The organism is Phnomibacter ginsenosidimutans (assembly GCF_009740285.1).
Taxonomy (GTDB): domain Bacteria; phylum Bacteroidota; class Bacteroidia; order Chitinophagales; family Chitinophagaceae; genus Phnomibacter; species Phnomibacter ginsenosidimutans.
Genome location: NZ_CP046566.1, coordinates 3260212 through 3286800 on the forward strand (window position 1 = coordinate 3260212; position 26589 = coordinate 3286800).

The 26589-nt window shown below is 47.1% G+C and carries 18 protein-coding genes and 1 pseudogene; 8 read left to right on the forward strand and 11 right to left on the reverse strand.

Annotated features, from left to right (window positions below; genetic code table 11):
- Positions 1 to 139: 139 nt before the first annotated feature.
- The 10 genes from GLV81_RS14085 to GLV81_RS14130 form a co-directional block, all read right to left on the reverse strand.
- Positions 140 to 6550 (reverse strand): T9SS type A sorting domain-containing protein, encoded by a 6411-nt coding sequence (locus GLV81_RS14085; RefSeq protein ID WP_197428356.1) that lies wholly within the window; start codon positions 6548 to 6550, stop codon positions 140 to 142.
- Positions 6551 to 6982: 432 nt separating this feature from the next.
- A complete protein-coding gene (locus GLV81_RS14090; RefSeq protein WP_157479436.1) occupies positions 6983 to 8137 on the reverse strand; it encodes a T9SS type A sorting domain-containing protein in 1155 nt (384 codons plus the stop codon).
- Between the two features lie 60 nt (positions 8138 to 8197).
- On the reverse strand, positions 8198 to 8929 hold the full coding sequence (locus tag GLV81_RS14095) for a hypothetical protein (protein ID WP_197428358.1): 732 nt from the start codon (positions 8927 to 8929) through the stop codon (positions 8198 to 8200).
- A gap of 611 nt (positions 8930 to 9540) precedes the next feature.
- Positions 9541 to 10269, reverse strand: a complete 729-nt coding sequence (locus tag GLV81_RS14100) for a hypothetical protein (protein ID WP_157479438.1) — start codon at positions 10267 to 10269, stop codon at positions 9541 to 9543.
- Positions 10270 to 10375: 106 nt separating this feature from the next.
- Positions 10376 to 12322: a beta strand repeat-containing protein gene (locus GLV81_RS14105; RefSeq protein ID WP_157479439.1), complete on the reverse strand. Its 1947-nt coding sequence runs from the start codon at positions 12320 to 12322 to the stop codon at positions 10376 to 10378.
- A 200-nt stretch (positions 12323 to 12522) separates the two neighbouring features.
- Entirely contained in the window at positions 12523 to 13092 is a 570-nt protein-coding gene (locus tag GLV81_RS14110; RefSeq protein WP_157479440.1) for a Crp/Fnr family transcriptional regulator, read from the reverse strand.
- A gap of 204 nt (positions 13093 to 13296) precedes the next feature.
- Positions 13297 to 14109: a hypothetical protein gene (locus tag GLV81_RS14115; protein ID WP_157479441.1), complete on the reverse strand. Its 813-nt coding sequence runs from the start codon at positions 14107 to 14109 to the stop codon at positions 13297 to 13299.
- 104 nt (positions 14110 to 14213) lie between these two features.
- A complete protein-coding gene (locus GLV81_RS14120) occupies positions 14214 to 14687 on the reverse strand; it encodes a hypothetical protein (RefSeq protein ID WP_157479442.1) in 474 nt (157 codons plus the stop codon).
- A gap of 109 nt (positions 14688 to 14796) precedes the next feature.
- Positions 14797 to 17025, reverse strand: coding sequence for an ATP-binding protein (locus GLV81_RS14125; protein WP_157479443.1), 2229 nt, complete (start codon positions 17023 to 17025; stop codon positions 14797 to 14799).
- Between the two features lie 25 nt (positions 17026 to 17050).
- A complete protein-coding gene (locus GLV81_RS14130) occupies positions 17051 to 17758 on the reverse strand; it encodes a LytR/AlgR family response regulator transcription factor (protein WP_157479444.1) in 708 nt (235 codons plus the stop codon).
- Between the two features lie 268 nt (positions 17759 to 18026).
- Here GLV81_RS14130 and GLV81_RS14135 point away from each other — a divergent pair, with 268 nt between their 5' ends.
- The 8 genes and pseudogenes from GLV81_RS14135 (at position 18027) to GLV81_RS14170 (ending at position 25483) form a co-directional block, all read left to right on the forward strand.
- Complete coding sequence (locus GLV81_RS14135) at positions 18027 to 18911, forward strand: carbohydrate kinase family protein (protein WP_157479445.1); 885 nt, start codon at positions 18027 to 18029, stop codon at positions 18909 to 18911.
- A 116-nt stretch (positions 18912 to 19027) separates the two neighbouring features.
- Positions 19028 to 20238 (forward strand): annotated as a pseudogene (locus GLV81_RS14140) (dicarboxylate/amino acid:cation symporter).
- A 74-nt stretch (positions 20239 to 20312) separates the two neighbouring features.
- Positions 20313 to 21290, forward strand: a complete 978-nt coding sequence (locus GLV81_RS14145; RefSeq protein ID WP_246186020.1) for a DedA family protein — start codon at positions 20313 to 20315, stop codon at positions 21288 to 21290.
- A gap of 27 nt (positions 21291 to 21317) precedes the next feature.
- Entirely contained in the window at positions 21318 to 22532 is a 1215-nt protein-coding gene (locus GLV81_RS14150) for an MFS transporter (RefSeq protein WP_246186021.1), read from the forward strand.
- Between the two features lie 99 nt (positions 22533 to 22631).
- Complete coding sequence (locus GLV81_RS14155) at positions 22632 to 23627, forward strand: glycosyltransferase family 9 protein (RefSeq protein WP_157479446.1); 996 nt, start codon at positions 22632 to 22634, stop codon at positions 23625 to 23627.
- A gap of 211 nt (positions 23628 to 23838) precedes the next feature.
- Positions 23839 to 24183, forward strand: a complete 345-nt coding sequence (locus GLV81_RS14160) for a hypothetical protein (protein WP_157479447.1) — start codon at positions 23839 to 23841, stop codon at positions 24181 to 24183.
- Between the two features lie 160 nt (positions 24184 to 24343).
- A complete protein-coding gene (locus tag GLV81_RS14165) occupies positions 24344 to 24775 on the forward strand; it encodes a hypothetical protein (protein WP_157479448.1) in 432 nt (143 codons plus the stop codon).
- Between the two features lie 339 nt (positions 24776 to 25114).
- Complete coding sequence (locus GLV81_RS14170; protein WP_157479449.1) at positions 25115 to 25483, forward strand: hypothetical protein; 369 nt, start codon at positions 25115 to 25117, stop codon at positions 25481 to 25483.
- A gap of 91 nt (positions 25484 to 25574) precedes the next feature.
- Here GLV81_RS14170 and mdh read toward each other — a convergent pair whose 3' ends face one another.
- Positions 25575 to 26504 (reverse strand): malate dehydrogenase, encoded by a 930-nt coding sequence (mdh, locus tag GLV81_RS14175; RefSeq protein WP_157479450.1) that lies wholly within the window; start codon positions 26502 to 26504, stop codon positions 25575 to 25577.
- Positions 26505 to 26589: the final 85 nt, after the last annotated feature.

Sequence of the window (26589 nt, forward strand, 5' to 3'; positions counted from 1 at the left end):
CTCCGGCCCCGACCGAAGCGTCGGGGCTGGCCCCTGCCGGGCCCATGTTTCAGGCAGCGCAGCCCTTGGGCTACAGGAAAACAATCAGCAGGATTGATCCAACAAAAAGAGCAACCATCTTGGTTGCTCTTTTTGTTGATTAACGTTTCATCAGTTTCAGCACTTGTGTGCTGCCATCCGTTTGTAGTATTCGAATTACGTACATGCCATCTGGCAGGCTGGCAATGTTCAGTTCCATTTGCGGAGCAGTTACATTGTACCGCTTCACTATGGCACCGGCAGCATTGGTCAGTACCAGTTGTTTGGCATTGCCCAGGCCTGTAACCGTTACTTTACTGCTGGCAGGGTTTGGCAGTACTGCTACCATGGTAGCATTTACATTGCCCGTAAGCATTGCTACATTACTGTAGCTCACTTTGCCATCTTTATCCACCAGCTTTACTCTGTAGTACCACTGTGCACCAGCAGGTTTGCCAGTCACGTATTGGTATTTACGCAGTGTATTGCTGTTGCCAGCGGCAGCTACCTGTGCCAGTTTTGTAAAGCTGGTACCGTTGTAGCTCAGTTCTACTTCGAAGTAAGCTGTTTGCTGCTCCGTAAGCGTAGACCACTGCAGCAATACCTGCTGGTTGTTTACGCTGGCCTGCAGTTGTAAGCCCGTAGCGGGCAGCGCAACACCTAATACCATGTTGTAAATTACTGCATCGCCCGGTACACCTGCTGCATCTATTGCAGTGTAACCAAAACTGGTAGACAATACGCCCAGCTGGTTGAAACGGATGTTCAACTTGGCAGGATCATAATTGGTTATGACGAAGTTTGGCGTGGTAATGTCAACACCATTATAGTTGAGGGTGGCATCGGCAGAAGGTGGCAGTGTAGTAATCATAAAGGTACTACCCGTTCCTAATGTACCATCTTCAGCATCGGTGGCCGCCATTGGGTTGTTATCCAAATCGTAAGTTTCACCCACATCCAGCCCTACGCCAATCAGGTCGTTTTGGGCCGTTGCTACAGGTTTACGATCGAGGCCGAAAATGAAGTTGCCGAAACCGGTAGTGCTTGCCGTAAATGGAAGTTCTGCATTGTTCACAACATCAGCAGCGCCACCATAACCGTTTTTGTTTTCACCCGTTGCTGCCCAGCCGGTTGGCAGTGTAGTAGCAGGTTTGGCATTGCCCACAACACCCATGGTAGTGCTCAGCTGGAACTCGAGGTTAGCAGCAATAGCGGGCACGGTAGTAACAGTGTATGAGCCATCGGCTTGTACTGGAGCTACAGCCACAACTTTACCATCGGGGCCAATCATATTTACATACAATACAGCACCGGGCAATAATCCGCCACCACTATTGGTACCATTCAGTACCGTTTCACTTCCGGTGAGGGTTTTAGTACCATCATAGTCGTTGATAACAGAACCTGAAATGGTTACGTAAGTCAGGGTTTGGCGCCAGTCTTTATCACCACCGGGGTTTTGAGCATCGGGGTAGCTGGCAGGTGTAGTACCATTGGATGGATTGATGAGTGCATCGTTGATGTCGTATTCATCCAGCAGGCCATCGCCATCGGTATCAGTGGTACCTGTGTAGGCCGTTTCGCTACCATCGATGATGCCATTGCCATTGGTATCCCAACCTTCGAGGCGGTCGGTGCGGCCGTCATCATCCGCATCTGCATCGAGATAATCGGGGTTGCCGGTACCATCGGTATTTACAGGTGTAATACCATTGCCGCCAAAACCAACGGTGTTATCAAAAGCATCGGCCAAACCATCGCCATCCGTATCAGTAGCCGAATAGGCTATATAGCCAGCGGTACTTTGTCCTTCAATGTTGTCTACAATACCATCATTGTCGCTATCAATATCAATGTAGTTCGGTTTTGCATCAGCATCGCTGTTGGTTAATGGTAAAGCAGCACCGTCCACGACATCGGCCAGCCCATCATTATCGGTATCAGTAATACCGGTACCGGTGCCGCTGCCTATTTGGCCGTTGTTATCAGGGTCGGAGCCGCCAGCTTCAATCACATCGGTTATGCCGTCGTTATCGCTATCCAAATCGAGATAGTTGGGTTTGCCATCGCCATCGCTATCGGGTGTTGGCAGAGGGGTGCCGCCCGATAGAGCATGGACGTCCGTTAAGTCAGAAATGCCATCGCCATCAGTATCTGTGATTGGACCAGTGCCAATTACACCATCTCCGTCGGCATCGGGGCCACCGGCTTCAATTACATCTGCAATACCGTCGTTATCGCTATCGCGGTCGAGGTAGTTGGCGTTACCATCGGCATCAGTATCCAACACGGTAACAGCAGTGCCACCAGGCAATGTGCCCCCGTAAGAAAGGCTATTGATTTCATCGGCCAAATCGTTAATACCATCTGCATCAATATCGATAAAGATACCTGCACCAATTTGCCCATCACCATCCGCATCGGCAGTGGGGCCAAAAGCTTCTACTACATCGGCAATACCGTCGTTATCGCTGTCCAAATCAAGAAAATCTGGCAGCAGATCGCCATCAAAATTAGCTGGTGAAAGCGGTGTACCACTGAGTACCAGTGGCAAACCGTTGGCATCTACCAATACAGCATAAGCCGCACCATTCACGGTTGATCCATTGTATACACCCGGGAATCCGTCATCATCCGGATCTGAACCGCCAGCTTCCAGTACGTCGGGTATACCATCATTGTCGCTATCCGGATCGAGGTAGTTGGGCCAGCCATCTAAATCAGTATCGACTGTGCCTTCTACGGTATCGAGTATGCCATCGTTATCGTCGTCCAGGTCTATGTTATCTGTAATGCCATCCAAATCGCTATCGGGTGCTTCCCGCCAGTCTCTGTTGCTGCCTGCTGCAGGGTTTTGCAGGTTGGGCATGCTGAGGGGCGTTTGGTTGTTGTTGATATTGTTGGCTGTACCAATGCCAGATACCAAATCGAAAATGTCAGCAATACCATCATTGTCTGCATCGGTAAATGCGGAAAGATCAAGTACGCCATCATTGTTAGCATCAATTTCGCTGGGGTCTAACACGCCCGGCGGCACTTTGCCATCACTGCTTGGTCCGAGGAAGTTTTCACGGATGTCGCGGAAACCATCGTTGTCAGCATCAGTATCAGCATAGTCGGCAGCACTACCACCATCGGTATTTACATACCCGGCCGGTTGGCTGCTTCCACTAAAGTCTACATCATAGGCATTGTCCACTCCGTCACCATCGTGGTCGAGGCCGGTTGGAGCTACCCAGCCTTGGGTAGGTTGCCCTTCTATGTTATCTACAATACCGTCGTTATCTATATCAAGGTCGTACACGTTGATGAGTCCGTCACCATCGCGGTCGGCATTGTATGGAGTATTAGCGGTAGTAGTAACGTTGATTTTACCCGGTGTATACTCAGCGTTGGTGAGGTCATTCCATGGGTCGAGGGCATCTCCAAGGCCATCACCATCAGTGTCTACAAATACGCCGGCCACATCCAATTTACCATCCTGATTCGGATCGGACAGGCTATAGAAAAGTGCTTCCCAGTTGTCGAGTACACCATCATTATCGCTATCCAGATCGAGGTAGTTGAGTTTTCCATCGAGGTCTTTATCGCCGGGAGAGAGTGCCGTACCTCCGTTGCTGGCATCAGTCAGGTCGCTCCAGCCATCGCCATCGGTATCGGCCCAGGCACCGCCACCAGCAGGGTTTATTTCACCATTGCGGTCGCTGTCGGTACCGCCCATTTCTATAACGTCTACCAGGCCATCATCATCACTATCGATATCGTAGGGGTTGGGGCGGCCGGTACCGTCAATATTATCATTGGGGTAATTATCAGGTGCACCATTGTTGTTGGCATCGGGGCCGGTGGTAAGCAGTGCATTGGCTGTGTTTTCGGCAGTGCCATCATTGTTGGTATCACCATCAACGTTTTGGCTAAAGCCGTCGCTGTCGGTATCGGTAAATCCATCTACCCGTCCATCGTTGTTGGCATCTGTACCGCCAGCTTCTTTAATATCTTGAAGGCCATCGTTGTCACTATCCAGGTCGAGGTAGTTGGGCAAATTGTCTCTGTCGCTGTTGGCATCTGTTACCACAGGGTAGCTATCGGGCACACCGTTGCTGTTGGCATCGGGGCCGGTAAGGAGCAATGCGTTGGCTGAATTTTCTGCAGTGCCATCGTTATTGGTATCGCCATCTACCTGCTGGCTCAGACCATCGCCATCGGCATCGGTAAATCCATCAATGCGGCCATCGCCATTGGCATCGGTGCCACCGGTTTCTACCACATCGGGTATGCCATCATTATCGCTGTCTAAGTCGTAAATATTTTTAATGCCATCGCCATCGCTATCGGCATTGGCAATCGCATTACCACCTGTTGATACATCGTACAAGTTGGCAAGGCCATCGTTATCACTATCAGCAAATACATCCACACGGCCATCGCCGTTGGTATCTACACCACCTGCTTCTACAATATCAGGTATACCATCGTTATCGCTATCCAAATCGAGGCTATTTAAAACGCCGTCTTTATCGGCGTCATACGCATCGTTGATGCCGTCGGCATTGGTATCAACAAATGCTGGCAAACCCGTGCCCGGTGTGGTATCGAGGTAATTGGGAATATTATCGCTATCGGCGTCGGCAAAAGGATCGTATCCGCCATTCTCGATAATATCGGGTATGCCATCATTGTCATCATCAATATCAATATTATCTGCTAATCCATCATTGTCTGAATTGCAGAAAGCAAAAACCGTTACATCATCAAAAGTGGTTTGGCAGTTAGGGGCAACAATGGTCCAGCGGAAAACATAAGTGCCGTATTTAGCACCGTTTACCGCTGTGGTAGCAAGATTTGCATTGGCAAAAGAAGAACCAGCCGGGCCGCTTACCAATGTCCAGGTACCTACACCCGAAGCAGGTGTATTACCAGCAAGCGTGATAGCAGTAGGGCAAGTGGTAATGTCTGTACCAGCAGCTGCGGTTGTAGCTACCAGCGATGAAGCTCTTGTGTATGTTGTGCTTAGGCCACTGGCTCCTCTGGTAGCACCGTTAGGTGTAAATTCTGTAACGCCATTTGAATTAGTAATTCCGTTGGCTGCCCCAGCAATATTGCGGGTAGGTGTACCAGCTGTAATGGCAATATAGCCACCGCCACCACCACCACCGGGGCCTTCGCTTTCGTCGTTGGTGATGAGCTGATTACCACCGGCACCACCGTTGGCTGTGAGTGTAATGGTATTGGCCACTGACCCAGTGGTAGCGTCAATTACAATGGAACCGCCGCCGCCGCCACCGCCGGGAGCATCATTGTGGCTACCCGTGGTACTTCCACCTGCATTACCACTGGCTACAATACTACCAGTTCCGGTTACTCCGCCGCCTGCTTTTATTATTACCAGTCCGCCGCCAGCACCACCGGCACCACCGGCATCATTATTGGCATCGCCGGCACCGCCGCCGCCGCCCAGGAACAAACGGTCGCCCGTTACACTCAATGGCCGGCCGCCCAGGCCACCTACATTATCTCGGTAATCGCCACCCCAACTGCTGTTGCCGGGAGCTACGGTTAATGCATTCTGATTGCTTGACGCAAAAGCATAGCCACCGCGGCCACCACCGCTGGATGTAGAAGTTGCAAAACCTGCAGTTTCGAGGTTCCAGGCATTGGCCCAGTTGGCCGTTGATGTACTAGGGTTGCCCATGCCTGTCCATGTAACGCTGTTGTTGCCATTGGCACCACCACCACCACCGGCATTGTGGCCATTACCGCCGCCGCCGCCATTGGCTGCTGCACCGCGGCCGTAACGTCCGTTCAATCCATCATATTCTGTTTGAAAGCCGGCAATACTTTCTCCTTTTTCGGCACCATCATTACTACTGGTAGTTCTGAAGGTACTGGTAACAATAGTACCATAAGAACTGGTATTATTATCCAACACACCTCCTCTGAAACCTAAGCCCGTTACATTAATTGCTGGTGAAGTAGATAATGTAACCAATCCCGTTGTTTCTAATGCCACTATACCACCCGTATTGCCATTCCATGCAGGTGCGGTAATGCTACCGGAACCACTTACAGTAAGGGTAGTAAAACGAGGAACACGAACGACTTGTGTATGCCCGGCTGCAGTATAGCTATTGATTAATGGGGTAGTGACGTTGATAGTAGTGCTATTGGGTACTGAGGCAACGCACACAAACTCATAGAGGCCAGCACTGTTGTAATTTAAAATGCTGCCATAGTCCACCGTATTACCGGTATTGATGGTAGCGCCTTGCATTTGCATGATCATAATGTAGTCTCCGGCAGCAAGGTTACCTGCAAAAGCACCACCATTGAGGGCACTACTCGCTACAGTGAGGGTAGTAGTACCAGCTGCTGCGTTGGCAGAAACCCGGGTGTAGGTGTTGAGCACCGTGTTAGCGGTGGTTACTGTTCTGGCACCTTCTTTGCCAGCTTGGGCGTAGCCCTGCATAACAGTACTGAAGAGTGCTATGAATAGCAACCAAAAAAAGGAGCGTTGATGTTGATTTCGCTTCATACAATTCAATTTTGGATTACAGGCCCTGAAAACTCGATGGCTAAATATTATTTTGTACATCATGATTCTTTTTCATTATCAATCTCAGCAACTACATCCCATAAAAAGCAGAAAAACCATACTTCGGCCTCCGGCTGATATGAGTAACCTGCTGGCTAGAGTGTGTATATTGCTTTTTTTACCGGGGAAGTTGCAATACGAAAAGGGGGTTTATTCATCCTCCTTTTACCGATAGTGCAAAAAGTGCATCATGTATGCAGGACAGTATTTTGCTAACATAACATTACGATGCAAACATCCCCCCTCTTTCCATTTCAATACATGACATTGGTCACCTTTGGATCGTGATCTTCAAACACCAATTGCCCAACTACAGGCAGGCTAAGTTTATTTGGAATAGCCTGCCCTCTGTACAAGCTGTCAAGCGTTGCTTTATTGCTTGTATAGTTTCACTACTTCTGTACTACCATCGGCAAAAGCTACTTGTAGTATGTACACCCCAGTAGCCAATGCTGAAACATCTACCTGCATGTTTTCGGCAGTAACTGCTATTCTTTTCAATTGCATACCATTCATGGCCAGCACTGATATTTCTTTTGCTTTTGCAAGCCCCGACACCCACACGGACTGACGGGCAGGATTGGGCAACATGCCTACCTTGGCAGAAGCGGTTGCAGATGCAGTCAGGCTGATAATATTGCTGTAGCTCACACTACCATCCGCATCGGTGAGGCGTATGCGGAAGTACCATTTTTGTCCGGCAGGTTTGTTGGTATCAAACTGGTATTTACGCAAGGTGTTGCTGTTGCCAGCTTCAGCTACAAGGCCTGCCTGCTGAAACAAAACACCATCGTAACTCATTTCTACTGCAAATGAACGTGTTTGCTGTTCGGTAAGTGTTTGCCGACGCAGCTTCACTTTTCCATTTGCATAACTGCCCGATAGTGTCAAACCGGTAGCAGGAAGCAATACAGAGAAAGTCATATTCACCTGTGCAGGCACTGCATTGTCAAATCCGGCATTGTCTCTCACCAAAAAACTAAAACTTACTGTGGTAGGCCCTACGCTTGCAGTTGGGTTAATGAACACATTGTCGTTGTTAAAATTGCTTATGACCGTAGTACTGGTAATTGGTACAAACAGTGATCCATCGAAATAAAACAACGTACCGCCGACGGCAGGATTCAGCGTAACTGTACGTCCGTTGAGGTTGTTGGCATATGTGCCATCTTCAGCATCACTACCAGAGAAAGCTGAACTGGGCACATTTTCGAGGGAATTGCCCGGAGGCAGACTCCAGCCACTGGTGTTGTAGTTATTGGCCACCGGCCGGCGGTTGATGCCGTAGTTCAAATTGGTTAGTGCTTCACATGAGCTGGTACCAATAACAATACCATTGATGGTTCCGTCTCCTGATGCTGTACTTCCTTCGGCAGTATTTACCACGCCTGCAGGTAGTGCTGCTGTAGCCTGTCCCGATGCATTGTTATGCAGCACAAAATTGTACGTACCAGGTGCCAGCGATGCAAAACTGTAAGTGCCATTTGCCTGAACCGGAGCGGTAGCAACTACAACTGAACTTTGCACGGCAGAAATGTATAAAGCGCTGCTCAGATTTGTACCAGTTCCATTTACGAGTGCATCCGTTTATCCGTTGGCATCATTCAATACAGTGCCACTTACAGGTATAAATAAAGAACTTACAGGATTGTACGTAAGAAGAGAGCCACCAGCACCAACGGTAGCACCATTTGGGGTAAATTCTGTAACTGCAGTAGATGTGGTGGTACCATTTGCACCACCGGCCACTGTACGGGCAGGTGTACCTGAGGTAATGCCTATGTAACCACCACCTCCGCCATTGGCAATGGCGCCTCTTCCATATCGGCCATTCAATACGTCATATGCGGTAGCAGAACCGGCAATGCTTTCACCTTTTTCTGCACCATCATTACCACTGGTAGAACGATAAGTTGTTATTGGACCACTTCCAGCTGTGCTGGAGTTATTGTCTAACGCACCGCCACGAAATCCACGGCCAGACACATTGATAGCTGAAGCAGTAGAAAGGGCGATACTACCTGTAGTTTCAATAGCAACCACACCACCCGTGGCCCCATTCCATGCCGGGGCTACAATGCTACCAACAGTAGCTACCGTAAGCGATGTAAAGCGAGGCACACGAATGACCTGCGTATTGCCACTGGCGCTGTACGCATTCATAAGTGGCAGTGTAACAGTTATTGAAGTTGTGCCAGGCACTGCACTAACGCAGGCGAACTCATACAATCCTGCATTGTTGTAACTGGTAATTTCACCGTATGCCGTTGTATTGGTTGTATTAACACTGGCGCCCTGCATTTGCATGATGAGAATCAAATCGCCTGGTGACAAGCTGTAGCCATACACCCCATCTGTAAGGTCGCTGTTGGCAACAGTAATGCTGGTAGCGCCAGCTTGCTACGTTGGCTGTTACCCTGGTATACGTATTCACAGAAACAGTAGATGTAGTTACTGAGTACACGCCGTTTTTACCCGGCTGAGCAAAGGACTGCTGCGCCATGGCCAATAGAATGACAACGCAGCCAATGCTACGCAAAATGGATTGTTTCATCTTCTTCAGGGGATTTTATCAACGCTCGTAAATCAACTACCCTTGCTTACGAATTACAGGTAGCAATGCCCAACTGAGGATAAAGCTTACCAATCAATAATGGAGTGCGTTATCCAAATTGCAATCATTGATACATGTTGCCTCGTGGCAATAGTATTGTGCATTGGTTGAGATTTTCCTTCGGAAAAACCTAAGGCAACCAAATACACCAGTTTGTTCCTATGCAAAATTATTGGCGCTGCCAGGCGTTCAACATGACAATTATCATACTGAAATGATTGGTAAGTCACATAAAAAAAGCCAGCCATTATGTGTGGCCAGCTTTTTTTATGACGATTGAAAACGCAGTTATCGCTTGTGCAATTTCAGGGCTTTTTTATGCCCGTCTGCATATTGTATTTGTACAATATACAACCCATCGGCAAATGCGCTGATGTCGATTTGTACATTTTCTGAAGCTACCTGCTTGCTGCAGCAGTACAGCCCCGTTTACCGCTGTGAGTAAAAGATTGGTAGCGCCTGTCAAACCTGTTACCCAAACTTTTCCTCTGGCCGGATTGGGCGCCAAACCAATGCTGGCAGCACTTGCAGCTGTTTGCAGCACGGCTACATTACTATAACTCACTTTACCATCAAGGTCTATCAGTTTTACCCGGAAGTACCATTTGCTTCCCATTGGTTTTGCTTGCTGCAAGCTGTATTGACGCTGCGCATTACTATTACCGGCTGCTGCTACCTTACCCATGCTTTCAAAACTTACACCATCATAACTCATTTCTACCTGGAAATAGGCTGTTTGCTGTTCTGTAAGTGTCGACCAGTTGAGTTGCACTTTTCCTGACTGATGCAGAGAGGCTTTTAACTGCAACCCTGTAGCAGGCAGTAATACAGCAAAGCCCATGGTAACAGTAGCAGGAGTTGCATTGAACTCACCGCCATTGTCTCTTACACTGTACGTGAAGCTCACTGTTGCAGGGCCTGAGCTGGCAGATGGATCGAGGTATACATTATCGTTGTTGAAATTGCTGATATCGGTTGCAACGGTGATAGCCTGGAAAATACTGCCATTAAAATAATACAATGTACCTCCAACTGCGGGATTCAAACGAACGGTTCTTGTATTTAAGTTATTTGCATAAGTACCATCTTCACCATCAGTACCATTGAAAGCTATACTGGGTACACTGGCCAAATCTGAACCGGGAGGAAGACTAAAACCACTGCCCGTGTAATTGGTAGAAACCGGTTGTCTGTTTACCCCATACAACAACCCTGTAACCGGAGCACAGGTAGTACTTGCTCACCACAATACCATTTACCGTACCATCACCGGCTGTTGTAGCACCTTCTGCTGTTCTTCTTGTGTTAGCCGGCATGGTAGAGGTAGCCTGACCAGCCGCATTGTTGTGCAATACCACATCATAAGTACCGGGAGGCAACGTGGTAAAGGTAAATGTGCCATTTGACTGAACCGGAACGGTAGCAATAACGGTAGCTGATTGTACAGCAGAAACATATAAGGTACCGCCGAGGTTGGAGCCTGTGCCATTGATGAGGTTGTCGGTATGTCCATTGGCATCGTTGAGCACTGTACCACTTACGGCAATAAACAAGCTACTTGCAGGCGAATAGGTTTGTGACAATCCGCTGGCACCTGCCGTGGCGCCATTGGGTGTAAACTCTGTAACGGCAGTTGAACTGGTAGTACCATTGGCTGCACCATTTACCGTGCGGGTGGGTGTACCGCTGGTAATGGCAATATAGCCACCACCGCCACCACCACCAGGGCCTTCGCTTTCGTTGCTGGTGATGAGCTGGTTTCCACCCACACCTCCATTTGCCTGAATAGATATTGTATTGGCCACGTTGCCGGATCGGTTGTAGATTACCACAGAGCCACCACCGCCACCACCGCCGGGAGCATCGTTGTGCCCACCAACAGAGTTTGCACCTGCAGAACCATTGGCTGTAATGCTGCCGCCACCAGTAATGTTGCCACCAGCTATAATAAACACCAATCCGCCTCCGTTACCTCCGGCGCCACCTGCACTGTTGTTGGCATCGCCGGCTCCACCGCCGCCGCCCAAAAACAACCGGTTGCCTGCTACGTTCAAAGGCCGGCCGCCAAAGCCGCCTACATTATCCCGCTGATCGCCGCCCCAACTGTTATTTCCGGGGGCAACAGTAAGTGCATCCTGATTTGCAGAACCATATGAATAACCACCTCGGCCTCCACCAGAAGAAGTTGAAGTAGCGAAGTTGATTGCTTCTAAATTCCACGCATTAGCCCAGGCAGCTGTGCTGGTGCTTGGATTGCCCGTACCTGTGTACGTTACCCCATTGTTGCCATTGGAACCACCACCGCCGCCGGCGTTGTGGCCATTGCCACCACCGCCGCCATTGGCAGCTGCACCGCGGCCGTATCTTCCATTAAGTGCATCGTACTCTGTTTGATAGCCGGCAATACTTTCTCCTTTTTCAGCACCATCATTCGAGCTGGTCGAACGATAAGTTGTAACCACTGTTCCATCTGCTGTACTGGTATTGTTGTCTAATGCACCGCCTCTAAAACCAAGTCCGTTTACATTCACAGACTGCGTTACGTTTAACGCAATGGCACCTGTTGTTTCAATTGCTACAACGCCACCTGTTGTTCCATTCCATGCAGCAGCAATGATAGAACCCGGTGAGTTTACTGTAAGTGTTGTATAACGGGGAATCCTTACGATTTGTACTTTACCTGTAGCAGTATAGGCATTTACAGTTGGTGCTGCCAATGTAATACTGGTTGCATTGGGCACTGCACTCACACAGGCAAACTCATACAAACCTGCGTTGTTATATGAGGTTATGCTTCCATAAGCAGTTGTGTTAGTAGCATCAATGCTGGCACCCTGCATTTGAATGATAAGAATGTAATCGCCAGCAGCAAGTGCTGTACTACCAAATGCACCACCGGTTAGGGCACTGTTGGCAACGCTGATGCTAGTAGCACCAACAGCAATATCTGCCGTTACATTGGTATAGCTGTTAATGGTGGTAGCAGCAGTAGTAATGGTTGCTGCTCCGTTTTTGCCGGGCTGTGCCAGCAGGGGCATTGCGCCAATTGTTGCCAGCAATAGTGGCAGCAATCTTTGCTTGTACAAGATTCCTTTCATAGGTAGGTATTAAAAGTGTGAAAAAACGCTGTGCATTGGCTGTATGGTGAGATGTGGGAAAGGCTGCAAAGCAGGCTGGGTAAGGGTATTGTGGTCCGGTTTGGGACTCCGGATGGTATTTGGTCAACAAATATGTTGTGTATGCTATCGAACGCAAGTGGCTAGTTTTTCGCAATCGCTAAAAAAATGTGTATAACCAATCAGCCAGCCTGTTCCTGACCCTTGAGCCGGCTAAGATGCGTAGGCGTAACCCGTAAATAATTTGCTACCAGGTGCTGGGGAATGCGATGGATAATTTCTGCATGATGCAACATGAATTTTTTAAACCGGGCGGTAGCATCTCCGGCAAATAAAAACGTAAAGTCATCCAACAAACGGAGATAGTATTTTTCCAGCAATTGAAAGTTCATTTGCACCATGGCCGGCACTTCCTGAAACAGCATTGCCAAATCTGAAGCTTGCAATTTGTACAACTCTCCGTCTTCCAAGGCTTGGATGTATAATTGCCCCGGCTCCTTGCGGATGAGGCTCCTATAGTCCGTTAGTATTTCACCTTCTTTCCTGAAAAACAACGTGTAATCCTTACCGTCTTCTTGCGTGAAACACCGAAACAAACCCGCTTCAATTACATACAGCACATTGCATACACTTCCCGGTGTGGCTATCAATTGCCCCTTCTTTACAAACTGTCGTTCTACTTTTGATGAAATCATTAATAAGTCGGCTGCTGATATATTAGTACCGCTATACAAAGCCAATAATTTCTGCATAATGAAAGCTTGCCGGGTAGAAGATTACAAGTATGCTGCAGATTGGGTAAGAGCTACAGCTGATGTAATTCAAAAATAGAAGTCCGTTGCAGTGAACAATTGCACTATCGTTCAACGGCGGTTATATTTCGACAAATGCCGACCTGCTACAAATAACTGTCAACTGAAAGCTGCTTTGTTGCCAACCCGCAATACGCATGTTGATTACTTCGGCAACACACTCCAATAAAACAACACAATTCTCCGCCGTTCATCATCCACCTGATAATCCGTAATTCGGCTATTCGGATATTGCTCGCCCATCCCAATGATGATGTCTACCGCATCGAGCAATTCAGGATTCAGAAAGCGACTCTTGCGTTGCTCATACAACTGATGCAATGCTTTGCTCATGGCTTCTGCCCTCAATCGGCTCAACTCTCTGTTGAGGTCTGCCGCAGTTGGTTGTTGCAGGTTGCCCAGGCTCGTAAGCGTTTGTGCCAGTGCAGATTCCGGATGGATGGGTTGACCATCGGCATAGCCGTAAAATGACAAAGTAGCTTCCCGAGGCAATTGCGCATACTTGTTGCTGAAAACTATCAGCGAATCGAGCAGTGGCCCAAACATCGTATCTACCAATGCCATGCTGCTATCGGGTATGGTAAACTCGCCGGGAGCAAAAAATGCAGCGAGGTTAAACATGTTTTGCTTCGCCTTATCCAGCACATCATCAACCATTTTAAATACCACTTGCTGGCGATGACTCATTATAGAATCAGTAATCACAGCGGCCAATGATTGTGCTTCTACGGTCAATATTTTCTTATATGTTTTACGAAGAGACTTGCGTTTGCTCATCAGGCTATCCATTACAATCACCCGCTTTTGCAAACTATCGTTCCTGTATTGAAATTGCTGAATAGTAGAGCCCACCCTATTAGAAATGCCGGTGTCAACATCAGCATTTTGTAATTTGAATTGCATCTTTTCTTTCAGCACATTCAAGCTACTGTCTTTTGCCCGAATCTCTGTTTTCACCGGTTGTAATTGCTCACTCAGCTGTGCCTTTCTTGATTGATAACAACCTGCCAAAACCCCACTACACAAAATCATCCATAAAAAAAACGGTTGCCGGTTATGCCTCATTGTGGTACTGGTTTAATGTCAAACTTTACTTTCAGTTTGTATTGTTGATCAAATCTCTTTCCTTGTGCAGTTGTGTTAGGCTGCACCACTATACGACCCTGCATTTGAGTAGTACCGCCACTTTTCACTAAGGCCGCATCATATTCATGCAACAACTCTTCCACCGAATACTGACTCTCGAAATATTCCAGAAAAGCAGACTTGGAATGAAAGACGAGTAATTCATTGTTTAAATCGATGGAAGTGGAAGAAACAGCCCTTTCTGCCGGCATAGGCACTTCTGGCTCCACTGGTACAGAAATGCCGATGGTTGTGCTGAATGCTACACTGTCTGCTGTTGCTTTTCCATGCACTACCACTGGACTTTCAGGCGATTGCAGCAACATGAGAATGGCCAAAAAACCACCCGTCCAGATGAGTATGATAAACCACCGGGCAAAAGTTTGCAGTTGCTGATGCGAAAAGTCCAACCGAAGAAAATTAATAAAAAGGTTTAGGGTTTTGATTGCCTGATGGCGTTGACAAATTTAGCTACTACATGATTTGTCATAAGCGTAATCCGACCAAGCGGTACTTTTTTTAGTTCAACGCTGATTGCATGTATTTTTCGCAACGGTCAATGTCTTCGAGAGCCAATTGTTTAAACTGCATAAATACAGCCATTGCATCTGCCAAACAGCCTTGCTCGGCCAGCAATGATCGCAATTGCAACAACTGAAATCCCGCAGCAGATTCTGTACCAATGGCAGCAAGTGTACCCGACATTTTATGCGCCAATGCTGCGGCAGTTATACAATCTTCGGTTTCCATAGCGGCCTCCAATTGCTGCAGCATTGCAGGAAAATGTTGTAAAAAAATGGGGATGACTTTTTGTACAACTTCTACTGGCAGCCCGCTGGACAGTGGCCATACATCCGTGTTGGAAGGCAATGCATTTCCATTGATCTTATTCGGTAAATGCTTTTGCAGCAAGGTCAATAATTGCTGCTGCTCAAATGGCTTGGGCAAACAATCGGTAAATCCGTCTTCCAGCAAATCTTTGTTGCCGGAGAGTTGTGTATTTGCAGTCAAGGCTATAACCGGCATTTGCAATTTCAGTTGCTCCCGAATAACCCGCAGGGCCTCAGAACCATTCATTACCGGCATGCGAATATCCATCAAGATTAAATCGTACTGTTCGCCTTCGGTTAATCTATCTATTACGTCACCACCATGCTCTGCCAAATGCCAGGCTATCTTCCATTCTTCAAACAAATACTGCAGAAGTAATTGGTTAATCTCGTTGTCTTCTGCCACCAAAATGCGGGCATTGCTCAGCCATTGCTCATCGGCTACCGTTTCATTTTCATTAAGCTCACCTTCTTGTATTGGTGCTGCTGCGTCAAAAGGAATGGTTAGTTTAAAAATTGCCCCCTTCCCTGCTTCACTCTCCAGCGATATTTGTCCATTCATAAGCATTACCAGCCCCTGAACAATTGATAAACCCAAGCCTGTGCCTTCTATGCTATTGGACTGCCGAAGCTGCTGTGGCGCCTGTTCAAACCGGTTAAAAATGAGTTGGTGATAGGCTTCATCAATACCAATGCCGGAATCTTTTACTTCGAAATAAACCTGATGATTGGGCCCGACGGAGGGTAGCAGTCGCACTTTCAATTGTACATAGCCGTGGTCTGTAAATTTGATGGCATTGCCTACCAAATTGAACAACACCTGTTTTACCCGCACCGCATCGCCCATTACTGTATCCGGCAATGCAGGGTCTACATCTACATTCCAGCTGAGCCCTTTATCTGCAGCCGCCTGATAAAACATGGGATATACCTGCTTGCATAACTCTGCGAGATTTACAGGTCGTTTTTCAATACGCAACCGGCCTTCTTCCAACTTCGAAAAGTCAAGTATATCATTCACCACATTGAGCAGCAATTCTACTGCATGCCCCATCACATTCACTTGCCGGTGCTGGCGGGCATTGAGGTCCGATCTTTTCAGCAAATCGGCATACCCTTTAATAGCATGGAGGGGTGTTCGAATTTCATGACTCATGTTGGCCAAAAATTCTTCTTTCACCCGGGCCAGGTTTTCCAGCTCCAGCTTTGATTGCCTTAGTTCTCGAATGAGTTTATCGTGCTGCAGTAAGCGGCGGATAAGTAAAGTACCCAGTGCTGCAAATGCAATAACAGCGATAACAGATAAAATGCGGCTAAGCAATGAAATGCGTTGCGACAAATTATTTCCTTTCGACAATGTTGCTGACAAATTCAGCTCCAGCATCGTTTGCATTCGCAGCGCATAATAGTAAATGCTGTCGTTTAGTTGCTTTTCTATTGGTGTCATTGCCACGGCAGATACCGCTTTTCTACCGGGCTTTTCCAACTGCTGCAGCAGAGTATCCAAATAAACCGACCGCTCATGCATAAGCTGCAGCAATTGCTGCTGTGCATGGTCTTTTTTGGGTGTTGCCATGATGGCTGTTTGCAGGCGTTGCAATGTTTTTTTTACATGCAGCACACTGTCTTTCAGCATCAATAAGTTGTTTTGTTGATGAGGCCGCAGCATCCGCTTTCGCAATGCCAAATCCACTTGATTGGTTTGATTCACTACATCTTGCAGCAAGCCATTCATCCTAAATGTATTGGCTGCTTCCAGTGTGTTTTGTTGCAGGTTGGCAATGGTACTGTTGGTAACATAGTGTGTACTCATAATGGCAGAAATGAGTACAATCAAAATGAGAAAAACCAGCAAGAAGGAACGTACTTCATTACCGGTAATTTTTTGCCAGGCGGGTATGGGTGAAGCCCGCTTCATTGCAGGGCTACTTGTTTACAGCTACTCACAGTTTTTTCTGATTGATTTCTGCGAATAACTCGGCACGATACGTGTCAGACACAGGCAGTCGCTGCTGGCCAATAATAATATTGCCGGCTTCTACACCACTTACGGCCCGTAGTGCTACCATATAGCTGCGGTGTATGCGCATAAAGCCATAGGCTTTTAGTTTTTCTTCCATTTGCTTCATGGTGCCAAGCATGGTAAAAAAACGGTTGCCGGTATGCAATTTCAAATAATCGCCCAAGGCTTCTACATACAAAATATCTGCAATGGATAATTTGACCAACGCTTTGTGATCCCGTACAAATATGCAGGCATCATCTTCTGACCCGGCCGCCGGCTTTTCTTGCTCACAAGTGCGTTTTATTTTTTCTGCTGCCTGCAAAAAACGCTCCTGCGTAATTGGCTTCACCAAATAGTCGGTAGCCTCGAGTGCAAAAGCTTCCGGGCCATACTCACGGCTGGCGGTAGTAAATACAATCAATGGTCTGGGCGATAAGGCTTCGGCAAGTGCAATGCCAGACATGCCTTTCATATTGATATCTAAAAACAACAAATCAACCGGGTGCTTTTGGAAAGCAGCCGCCGCAGTTTTTGCATCCTCAAATTCACCTTGCAGGTGAAGCCAGGACAACTGTGAAATGTAATACTGCAGAATAGCTCTGGACACGGGCTCATCATCCACAATGTAGCAAGTTATCACGCTCATGGCAAGTAAAGGCTCTTTCAAAAGAGCAATATTTTAATTCTTCTGGTAGGGTAGGCGCAATATATTATTAAGCCCAATACCCGCAAAAAAGAATCGACAAATACCGCTGATTTTTGGATGGCGCAACATTCTTATCTGGTGCGGGTATTCGTCATAGTACGCCTCCCTTTTTCCCCAATGGCAAAGGTTATCCGGCTATCCGAACCTGGTGCTGTTGCATACTCAATCGTTGTACCTTTTGCAACATTTTTATAGCTCCCAGTTCCTTATGTATACAAATACCAACCTTCGCAGCCGGGTCCTCGTTTTAGGTGGCACCACCTTCGATCATATTGTGTACCTCGACGAACTGCCCAAGGGCAATCCCGTTACCATCCATCAATGTCGCTTTCAGGAAACGATTGGCAGCACCGGCACCGGAAAATCGTGGGCTTTACACAAGTTGGGTGTTCAAGTACACCTCATCAGTGCTGTTGGCAATGATAGCTGGGGCCAACAAATACAAACTGTGTTGCATAAGCAAGGCATCAGTCATGAACTGATAACAGATGTTACCGGAACGGAACGACACATCAACCTGATGGATAAATATGGAAAGCGCATCTCCATTTTTGTTACCACAAGCAGCAACTCTATCAACTTTTCTACACAAAATCTTCAAGCACAGCTGGATGACCATGATGTAATAGTGCTGAACATTATCGGCTATTGCCAGCCCTGGGCTGATCAGGTAAAAGCATGCAACAAACCCGTTTGGACAGACCTGCATGATTTTGATGGCAGTAGCAGCTACCATCAGCCTTTTATCGACGCTGCACAATACATTCAACTTAGTAGCGATAACCTGAGTGATTACCGCAGCCTGATGGAAAATTTAATGGCCACGGGCAAGGAGCTGGTGGTATGTACCCATGCAGAAAAAGGAGTATCGGCCATTTCCAACACTACCGGCTGGATTGATTTGCCAGCCATGGAAGTGCCAGTAGTAGATAGCAATGGAGCCGGAGATAACTTTTTTGCAGGGCTGCTGTTTGGCTGGCTACAACAATTGCCACTGGTTCAGTGCCTGCAACTGGGCACCAAAGCAGCTGCACTTTGTGTACAATCTCCACAATTGGTTTCGGCCTCACTCAACGAAGCCTTGCTTACTTAGGCCAATTTCGATTTTAGCATTCGTGTAAAGCCTTACTTTCACGCCTCCTTTTAAGCATTTTTCAAAGTGTACTTGCAGATATGAAAAACAAGCTGACCATTTACATCCTCGTAGCTATGCTTATTGGCGTAGTTGTAGGCTATTTTATACACAATACCGGCAATGCCGACCTCATTAAGAGTTTCAGTACCAATATCAAATTGCTGGCCACCATCTTTATCCGGTTGGTGCAAATGATTATTGCGCCATTGGTATTTAGTACGCTGGTAGTGGGCATAGCCAAACTGGGCGACCTCAAAGCGGTAGGCCGCGTTGGCGGCAAAGCCTTATTATGGTTTGTAACGGCGTCGCTTATTTCTCTACTTATTGGTATGCTGGTGGTAAACGTAACGCAGCCGGGCGTTGGTATGAATCCTGCCGGGGTAGACGCCAGTGGCGTGGCCGATGTAGTAGGTAAAACCAAAAGCTTTTCTCTCCAAAACTTCGTAGAGCACATTGTACCCAAAAGTGTGTTCGAAGCCATGGCCACCAATGAAATTTTGCAACTGGTGGTGTTCTCCATCTTTTTGGCGTAGCCATGGCCGGCATGGGCGACAAAGCAAAGCCACTCATCAAAGCCCTCGATGTACTGGCACATGTAGTGTTAAAAATGGTTGGGTATGTAATGCTGACGGCACCGCTGGGGGTATTTGGCGCCATTGCAGCTGCCATTGCCATTAATGGTCTCGATGTTTTGATTGTTTACATAAAATACTTCGGTGCTTTCCTATCTGGCATTGCATTGCTCTGGGTGTTTTTGCTGATAGTGGGTTACATTTTCTTGGGTAAAAGATTGGCACCGCTGGTAAAGCGTTTGGGGCAGCCCATGCTCATTGCTTTCAGTACCACCAGCAGCGAAGCAGTGTTTCCGAAACTCACAGAAGAACTGGAACGCTTTGGTTGTAAGGATAAAATTGTATCGTTCATTTTGCCTCTCGGATATTCCTTTAACCTGGACGGCAGCATGATGTACATGACTTTTGCCAGCATTTTTATTGCACAGGCATATGGCATTCACCTCGATTTGGGCACACAGCTCACTATGCTGCTGGTGCTCATGCTGAGCAGCAAGGGCGTGGCTGGTGTACCAAGGGCCAGCCTGGTGGTAGTAGCTGCTACCTGTGGCATGTTTAATATTCCGGTAGAAGGCATTGCACTCATTTTACCTATCGATCATTTCTGCGACATGTTCAGAAGCGGTACCAACGTACTGGGCAATGCATTGGCCACAACGGTGGTAAGCAAATGGGAAGGCGAACTGGCAGAAGAAGCACCGTTGGCTGCATAGCATTTGCAGTTAAACAGGTCTTAACAAACCATCGTGTAATAAAGCCTTTAATTTGCGACTCAATGTCATTCCCCATGTTGCCCAATTCTCTCAAACGATTTTTCGTTGTCTTGTTTTTAATGGTTGCTGTTTCTTCGGGCCTGCTGGCTCAACAAGATTCTTTGTATTTGCACAACCAGTACAGCCCCATTAAAAATACCGGGGTAACCGTGAATGGCAATGCGTTGGAAACAAACGGCAGCGGTCTTGTGATCATCAAGGGGTTGAAGGCTTCGGACAGTTTGCGCATTGAAGCACCACATCACGATGCTGTATCGCTGGCCGCTTCCACGGTGAGCAATGGCCAAAAAATTTCGTTGAACAAACATTTCACCTGGCAAGACCTGCTCACCCCCATGTTCTACATCATTAATGGTGGGTTGTATCTGTTATTGTTCATCATTTTTGCAGAAACAGGTTTGTTTGCCGGCTTCTTTTTACCCGGCGATAGCTTATTGTTTGTTGCAGGTATTTATAGTACCGAACTCGCATCCGAATTCCCCATTCATGGTGGTGGCGATGTGGTAAACCTCTTGTTGCTTTGGATTCTGATTTCTGCCTGTGGCATTTTGGGTAATATGGTAGGCTACTGGACCGGCCGTAAGGTGGGACCTGCCATGTACCATTGGAAGGAAAATTTCTTTTTCAAAAGGAAGTACCTCTACGAAGCACACGACTTTTTTGAAAAGCATGGCGGTCTGGCCATTATTGGTGCCCGCTTCCTGCCCTTCATCCGCACTTTTGCGCCTATTGTAGCCGGCATAGTAGATATGAGCCGCCCTAAGTTTATGTTTTACAACATTACTGGTTCGCTGCTGTGGGTATTCAGCATGTTGTTTGCCGGTCATTATCTGCAAAAATTTATACTCAGTCAGTTTGGTTTCGATCTCAAATCTCATCTCGAAGTAATTGTAATAGGTATTGTACTGGTAACAACAGCGCCTGTTATCTGGAAGATTTTTTTCAGCAAAAAGAAAGCAGCAACCCCGTCAGATTCCGCAACTAAACAATAGATTGCGAATTCTAACAAACTGATTGCTGTGAACGCTTCTCTCTCCAACAAACAAGCCGGTATTTTTTCCATTCCGGTGCTGGTGGCTGCATTAGGATACTTTGTTGATATTTATGATTTGCTGTTGTTCAGCATCATACGGGTGCCCAGCCTGAGAGATTTGGGTCTTACCGACGAACTCATTAAAACCGATGGTGAACGGATCATCAGCTGGCAAATGGCCGGCCTCATGATTGGCGGTGTGCTATGGGGTGTGCTTGGCGATAAGAAAGGCAGGCTGAGTGTACTCTTCGGTTCCATCCTGTTGTATTCATTGGCCAATATTGCCAACGGCTTTGTTACCACTACCGATCAGTATGCCATCATTCGTTTTATTGCGGGTATTGGTTTGGCAGGTGAGCTGGGTGCAGGCATTACCCTGGTAAGCGAACTTACCCCAAAAGAAAAACGCGGCGTAGCGACCTCGCTGGTAGCCGGCATTGGATTGACCGGCGCAGTGGTGGCCTTCATCATGAAAGAAAACTTTGGCTGGCGTACCTGTTATTTTATTGGTGGCGGTTTAGGCTTTTTGCTGCTGATACTCCGTATCAGTGTATTTGAATCGGGAATGTTTCATCAGGTAAAAGAAATGAATGTACAGCGGGGCAATTTCTTCATGCTCTTTAGCAAATGGGAAAGATTGAAACGCTATATGCTTTCCATTTTTATTGGTTTGCCCACCTGGTTTGTGATTGGCATTTTGGTTACTTTCTCAAAAGAGTTTGGCGAAGCCTTTGGTATTAAAGAACCTATCGACAGTGGCAAGAGCATCATGTTTGCTTACGCAGCTATTGCTATTGGCGATATACTGATTGGCCTTATCAGCCAGTGGTTTAAGAGCCGCAAAAAAGCATTGTACCTTTTTTATGGTATCACCATTGTATTTATGATACTCTTTTTTACCAGCCTGTGGAATGGCAGTGCCAATGCGATGTATTGGATTTGTGCAGGGCTTGGTTTTGGAACGGGCTTCTGGGCCATTTTTGTAACCATGGGTGCCGAGCAGTTTGGCACCAACATACGGGCCACCGCTTGCTACTACCATTCCCAACATGGTGCGGGGCATGCTCACCGTAATGATATTGCCCCTGTTCAAATTTTTCCGGGAGCAAACCGACTACGTAACCGGCGGTATCATTACCGGCGCCGTCACCATGGCCATAGCCATTATTGCTGCGGTACTGATAAAAGAAACCTTTCATAAAGATTTGAACTACGTAGAAGTAGAAGAAATGATGCCTTAGCATCATTTTTGCAGCAGAGATTCCGCATTTATTTTTTGCTACCATAAAAGCACGTGCCATTGGCCAGATTTCTGATTGTTCGTTTTTCTTCTATTGGAGATATAGTGTTGACCACGCCGGTAATTCGTTGCATCAAAACACAGTTGCCCGATGCCGAAGTGCATTTTTTGACCAAGCAATCATTCAAATCTATTCTGGCCCACAACCCATACATCGATCACCTGCATTTGGTAAAAGAAGATTTGAGCGAAGCCATTCAGCTATTGCAGGCTTATCAGTTTGATTACGTTATTGACCTGCACCACAATCTGCGTAGCCTGCGGGTAAAGCGGGGCCTGCAGGTAAAAAGCTTTTCCTTCAATAAACTCAATATTGAAAAATGGCTGTTGACCAATTTTAAAATCAACCGCATGCCGCCGGTGCACATTGTAGACCGCTACATGCAAACCGTAAGCAGTCTGGGTGTGGTAAACGATGGCAAAGGCCTGAATTACTTCATTGCCAAAACAGACCATGTGTCCGCCGACGATATACCTACCAGCCACAGTGCGGGATACATTGGTGTAGTTATTGGCGCAGCATTGGCTACCAAAAAAATGCCGGTTGAACAACTCAAAGCTATTTGTGCAGGCATCCATCATCCTATTATATTACTAGGCGGACCAGAAGATGCTGTTGAAGGAGACCAGATTGCTGCTGTCGACCCCATAAAAATTTACAATGCCTGCGGCAAGTTCAAGCTCAACGAAAGTGCCGACCTGGTAAGAAAGGCCAAAATCATCATCAGTCACGATACCGGGCTAATGCACATTGCAGCCGCATACCAAAAGCCCATCATTTCTATTTGGGGTAATACCGTGCCGGAGTTTGGCATGGGTCCATACTATGGCAGCCTGCCCGCCATGCATCAGGCATTTGAAGTAAGCAGCCTGCGGTGCCGGCCATGCTCCAAAATTGGTCATCGCCAATGCCCAAAGGGTCATTTCAACTGTATGAACCGCCAGGATATTCCGGGAATCGTGGCCGCTGCTCACCAAATGCTTAGCCAACTCTGATTGGTAGCCTGTTGATTGTTAATTTCATTTAACATTCTGTAAATCAATACGTTAACGAAAGTTAATGCGTGTAAATATGCCCCTTAGGGCTTACCGTTCGTGTTGGCGTAATGCATTTCATCAGGCAAAAGACACCATTCTTCACTAGATTATTTTAGTACTATGTATTGTATAGTACTTTTACATCATCAAACAAACACAAACACACACCATGAAAACACTAATGATTTCTCTGATGGCACTGACCCTGGGTTTGGGTAGTGCAAAAGCTGAAAAAAGCACTACAACCGCCAGCCACAAAGCCAGTCACGCTGTAGTTGCCGCCGAAGCCTACAAAACGGTACTCGAAGAAAACCGTCGGCTGAAGCTGCAATTGGAAGAACTGGAAAACCTGCAGGCAGAAATGCAAAGCACCCTTGCCTACAACCAAATGATGGGCAATATGATGCTGAAACTGGAGGCCCAAAAGCTGGAAGAGCAGCAAGCCGACATGGAAGCCATCAACAACTATAACAAGATGATGGCTGCTGCTATCCGTTTTGCAAAGCTCAAATAAAAAGTACCGCTTGACAGGGCTAATAGCCGCTGATAAATGAACAAGCAAACTGATGTAACCAAATGGGCTAACGCCCGTCAGATAAGCACACAACACGCCAAACACCACACACCAATCACCACACAAACACGCACCAAACACCAACCTAAAAAAAGACACTATGAAAAAGATGCTCACTCTCCTCGCCCTTGTAACCCTCACCGGCACTGCTGCCCTGGCTCACAGCCACAACACATCCAAAGAGGCTGTGGCCAGCAAACCAACCATTGCCAGCCTGGCTACCCCAGCTGAAGTAGCCACGGAAAATGCTGCGCTGAGAGCCAGCATCGACCGTCTGACCGACTTGCAGGCTGAGTTGCAAAGCCAGCTGGCTTATCAGCAAACCATGGCAGGTATGTTTCAGCAATTGCAAGCCCGGGAAATGGCTGAACTGAACGCTGAATTGGATGCTTATAACGGCTACGACCGTACCATGCAGCACACCATGCAGTATCTGCAGGCACAGCGCCAGGCAGATGCCAAAGCAGATGCAACAGCTTTAGCCAGCTACGAACAAATGATGGCGAATATGCTGAAGCAACTGGCCAAATAATTCCACTATACACAGCACCCATTCAACATATGAGAAGGCAGCCAATGGCTGCCTTTTTTGTTGCTTATTGGGTTCGGTTTTATATCTGCCGGACTCGTTTGTGGCCCCTTTTGTTAAGGATTGGCTAATCAACATCAGAAATCGGCTTTTGAATAAAATTTAATCATCAGTCAATTTTACCCTGAATAATACACATATTGACACAACACAAAGGCAAAGCTTTAGACAATATTCAACATTTTCGAAAGGCCGTTTCAGGTTAGCTAAAGCATACGACCTATCCAATCCAACAGGCTGGCGTACTTTTGTGTCATCAACACAAGCAATAAATTTTTAGTTATGAAACGCTATATTATCACACTACTCCTGATGACCAGTTTTACTGGTATTGCCCTTGCTAACAACAACAATAACAAGGCTGAGAAAAAAGTAACTGCCTCTGTACCAGCTCCTGCCGAAGCCAATGCAGTGGTTTCTGTAAAGCAGTTGCAAGAAGAAAACAGCACCCTAAAGCTGCAATTGCTGGCCATGTACAACGAAAATGAGGAACTGAAAGGTGTTCTCTCTTTCCAAAACACAATGACCAATTTGTTTGCTACCCTGTCGCAGCAAAAGTTGAACGATCAACTGGAAGAAATGAATGCACAGATTAGTTACAACAACATGATGGCCAATATGCTGCTCAAGTTGAAAATGTCAGGTAAATAACACCAGAATCAAAATAGGTGCTTGTTGATATAAGCACACTAAAAAAGCGGTCGCAATTGCAACCGCTTTTCTTTTATAGCTCACCTCTGGTTTAGAGTGTTTTCAATACGTCGTTCATATTACGAACGGCATCGGCACTCTTTGCAAAGGCTGCTTTTTCTTCTTCGCTCAGTTCAATCTCCACGATTTTTTCCCAACCATTGCGACCAATCACAACTGGTACGCCAAGGCAAATGTCCTTCTGGCCATATTCGCCATCGAGGTATACGCAGCAGGTTTGCAGTTTCTTCTCGTCGCGGAGGATGGCTTCTACCAGCATGGCTCCTGCTGCACCGGGTGCATACCAGGCGCTGGTACCAATAAGCTTGGTCAATGTAGCGCCGCCAACCATGGTGTCGGCAACAATTTGCTGTTGCTGTTCTTCGCTCAGCAATTTGCTTACAGGAATGCTATTCCAGGTAGCATGCTTAATCAACGGAATCATAGTAGTGTCGCCATGGCCACCAATGACAATCGCATTCAAATCGCTGGCACTGCAGCCCAGGTGCTGGCTCAGCTGATAGCGGAAACGGCTGCTATCGAGAGTGCCGCCCATACCAATGATTTTGTTTTTGGCCAAACCGGTGCTTTGCAGCGCCAGGTACGTCATGGTATCCATAGGGTTGCTGATCACAATGATGATCGCATCGGGGCTATATTTCAGAATGTTTTCTGCAACAGCTTTTACAATACCAGCGTTGGTACCAATCAGTTCTTCGCGGGTCATACCGGGCTTGCGGGGAATACCACTGGTGATTACCACCACATCGCTACCAGCAGTTTTGCTGTAATCTGCAGTGCTGCCGGTAATTTTTGTATCGAAACCCAGCAGCTGAGCTGTTTGCTGCATGTCTTGCGCTTTGCCTTCGGCCAGTCCTTCTTTAATGTCGAGCAAAACCAGTTCGTGTGCCAGTTCTTTGCGGGCAATGTTATCAGCACAGGTAGCACCTACGGCACCAGCGCCTACAACCGTTACTTTCATAATAGTTTGGATTTATAAATGAGGTAAATCAAATTTCGCGGCAAAGGTAGGTGGTAGCAATGGAGCTGCCACTAATATTACCTTG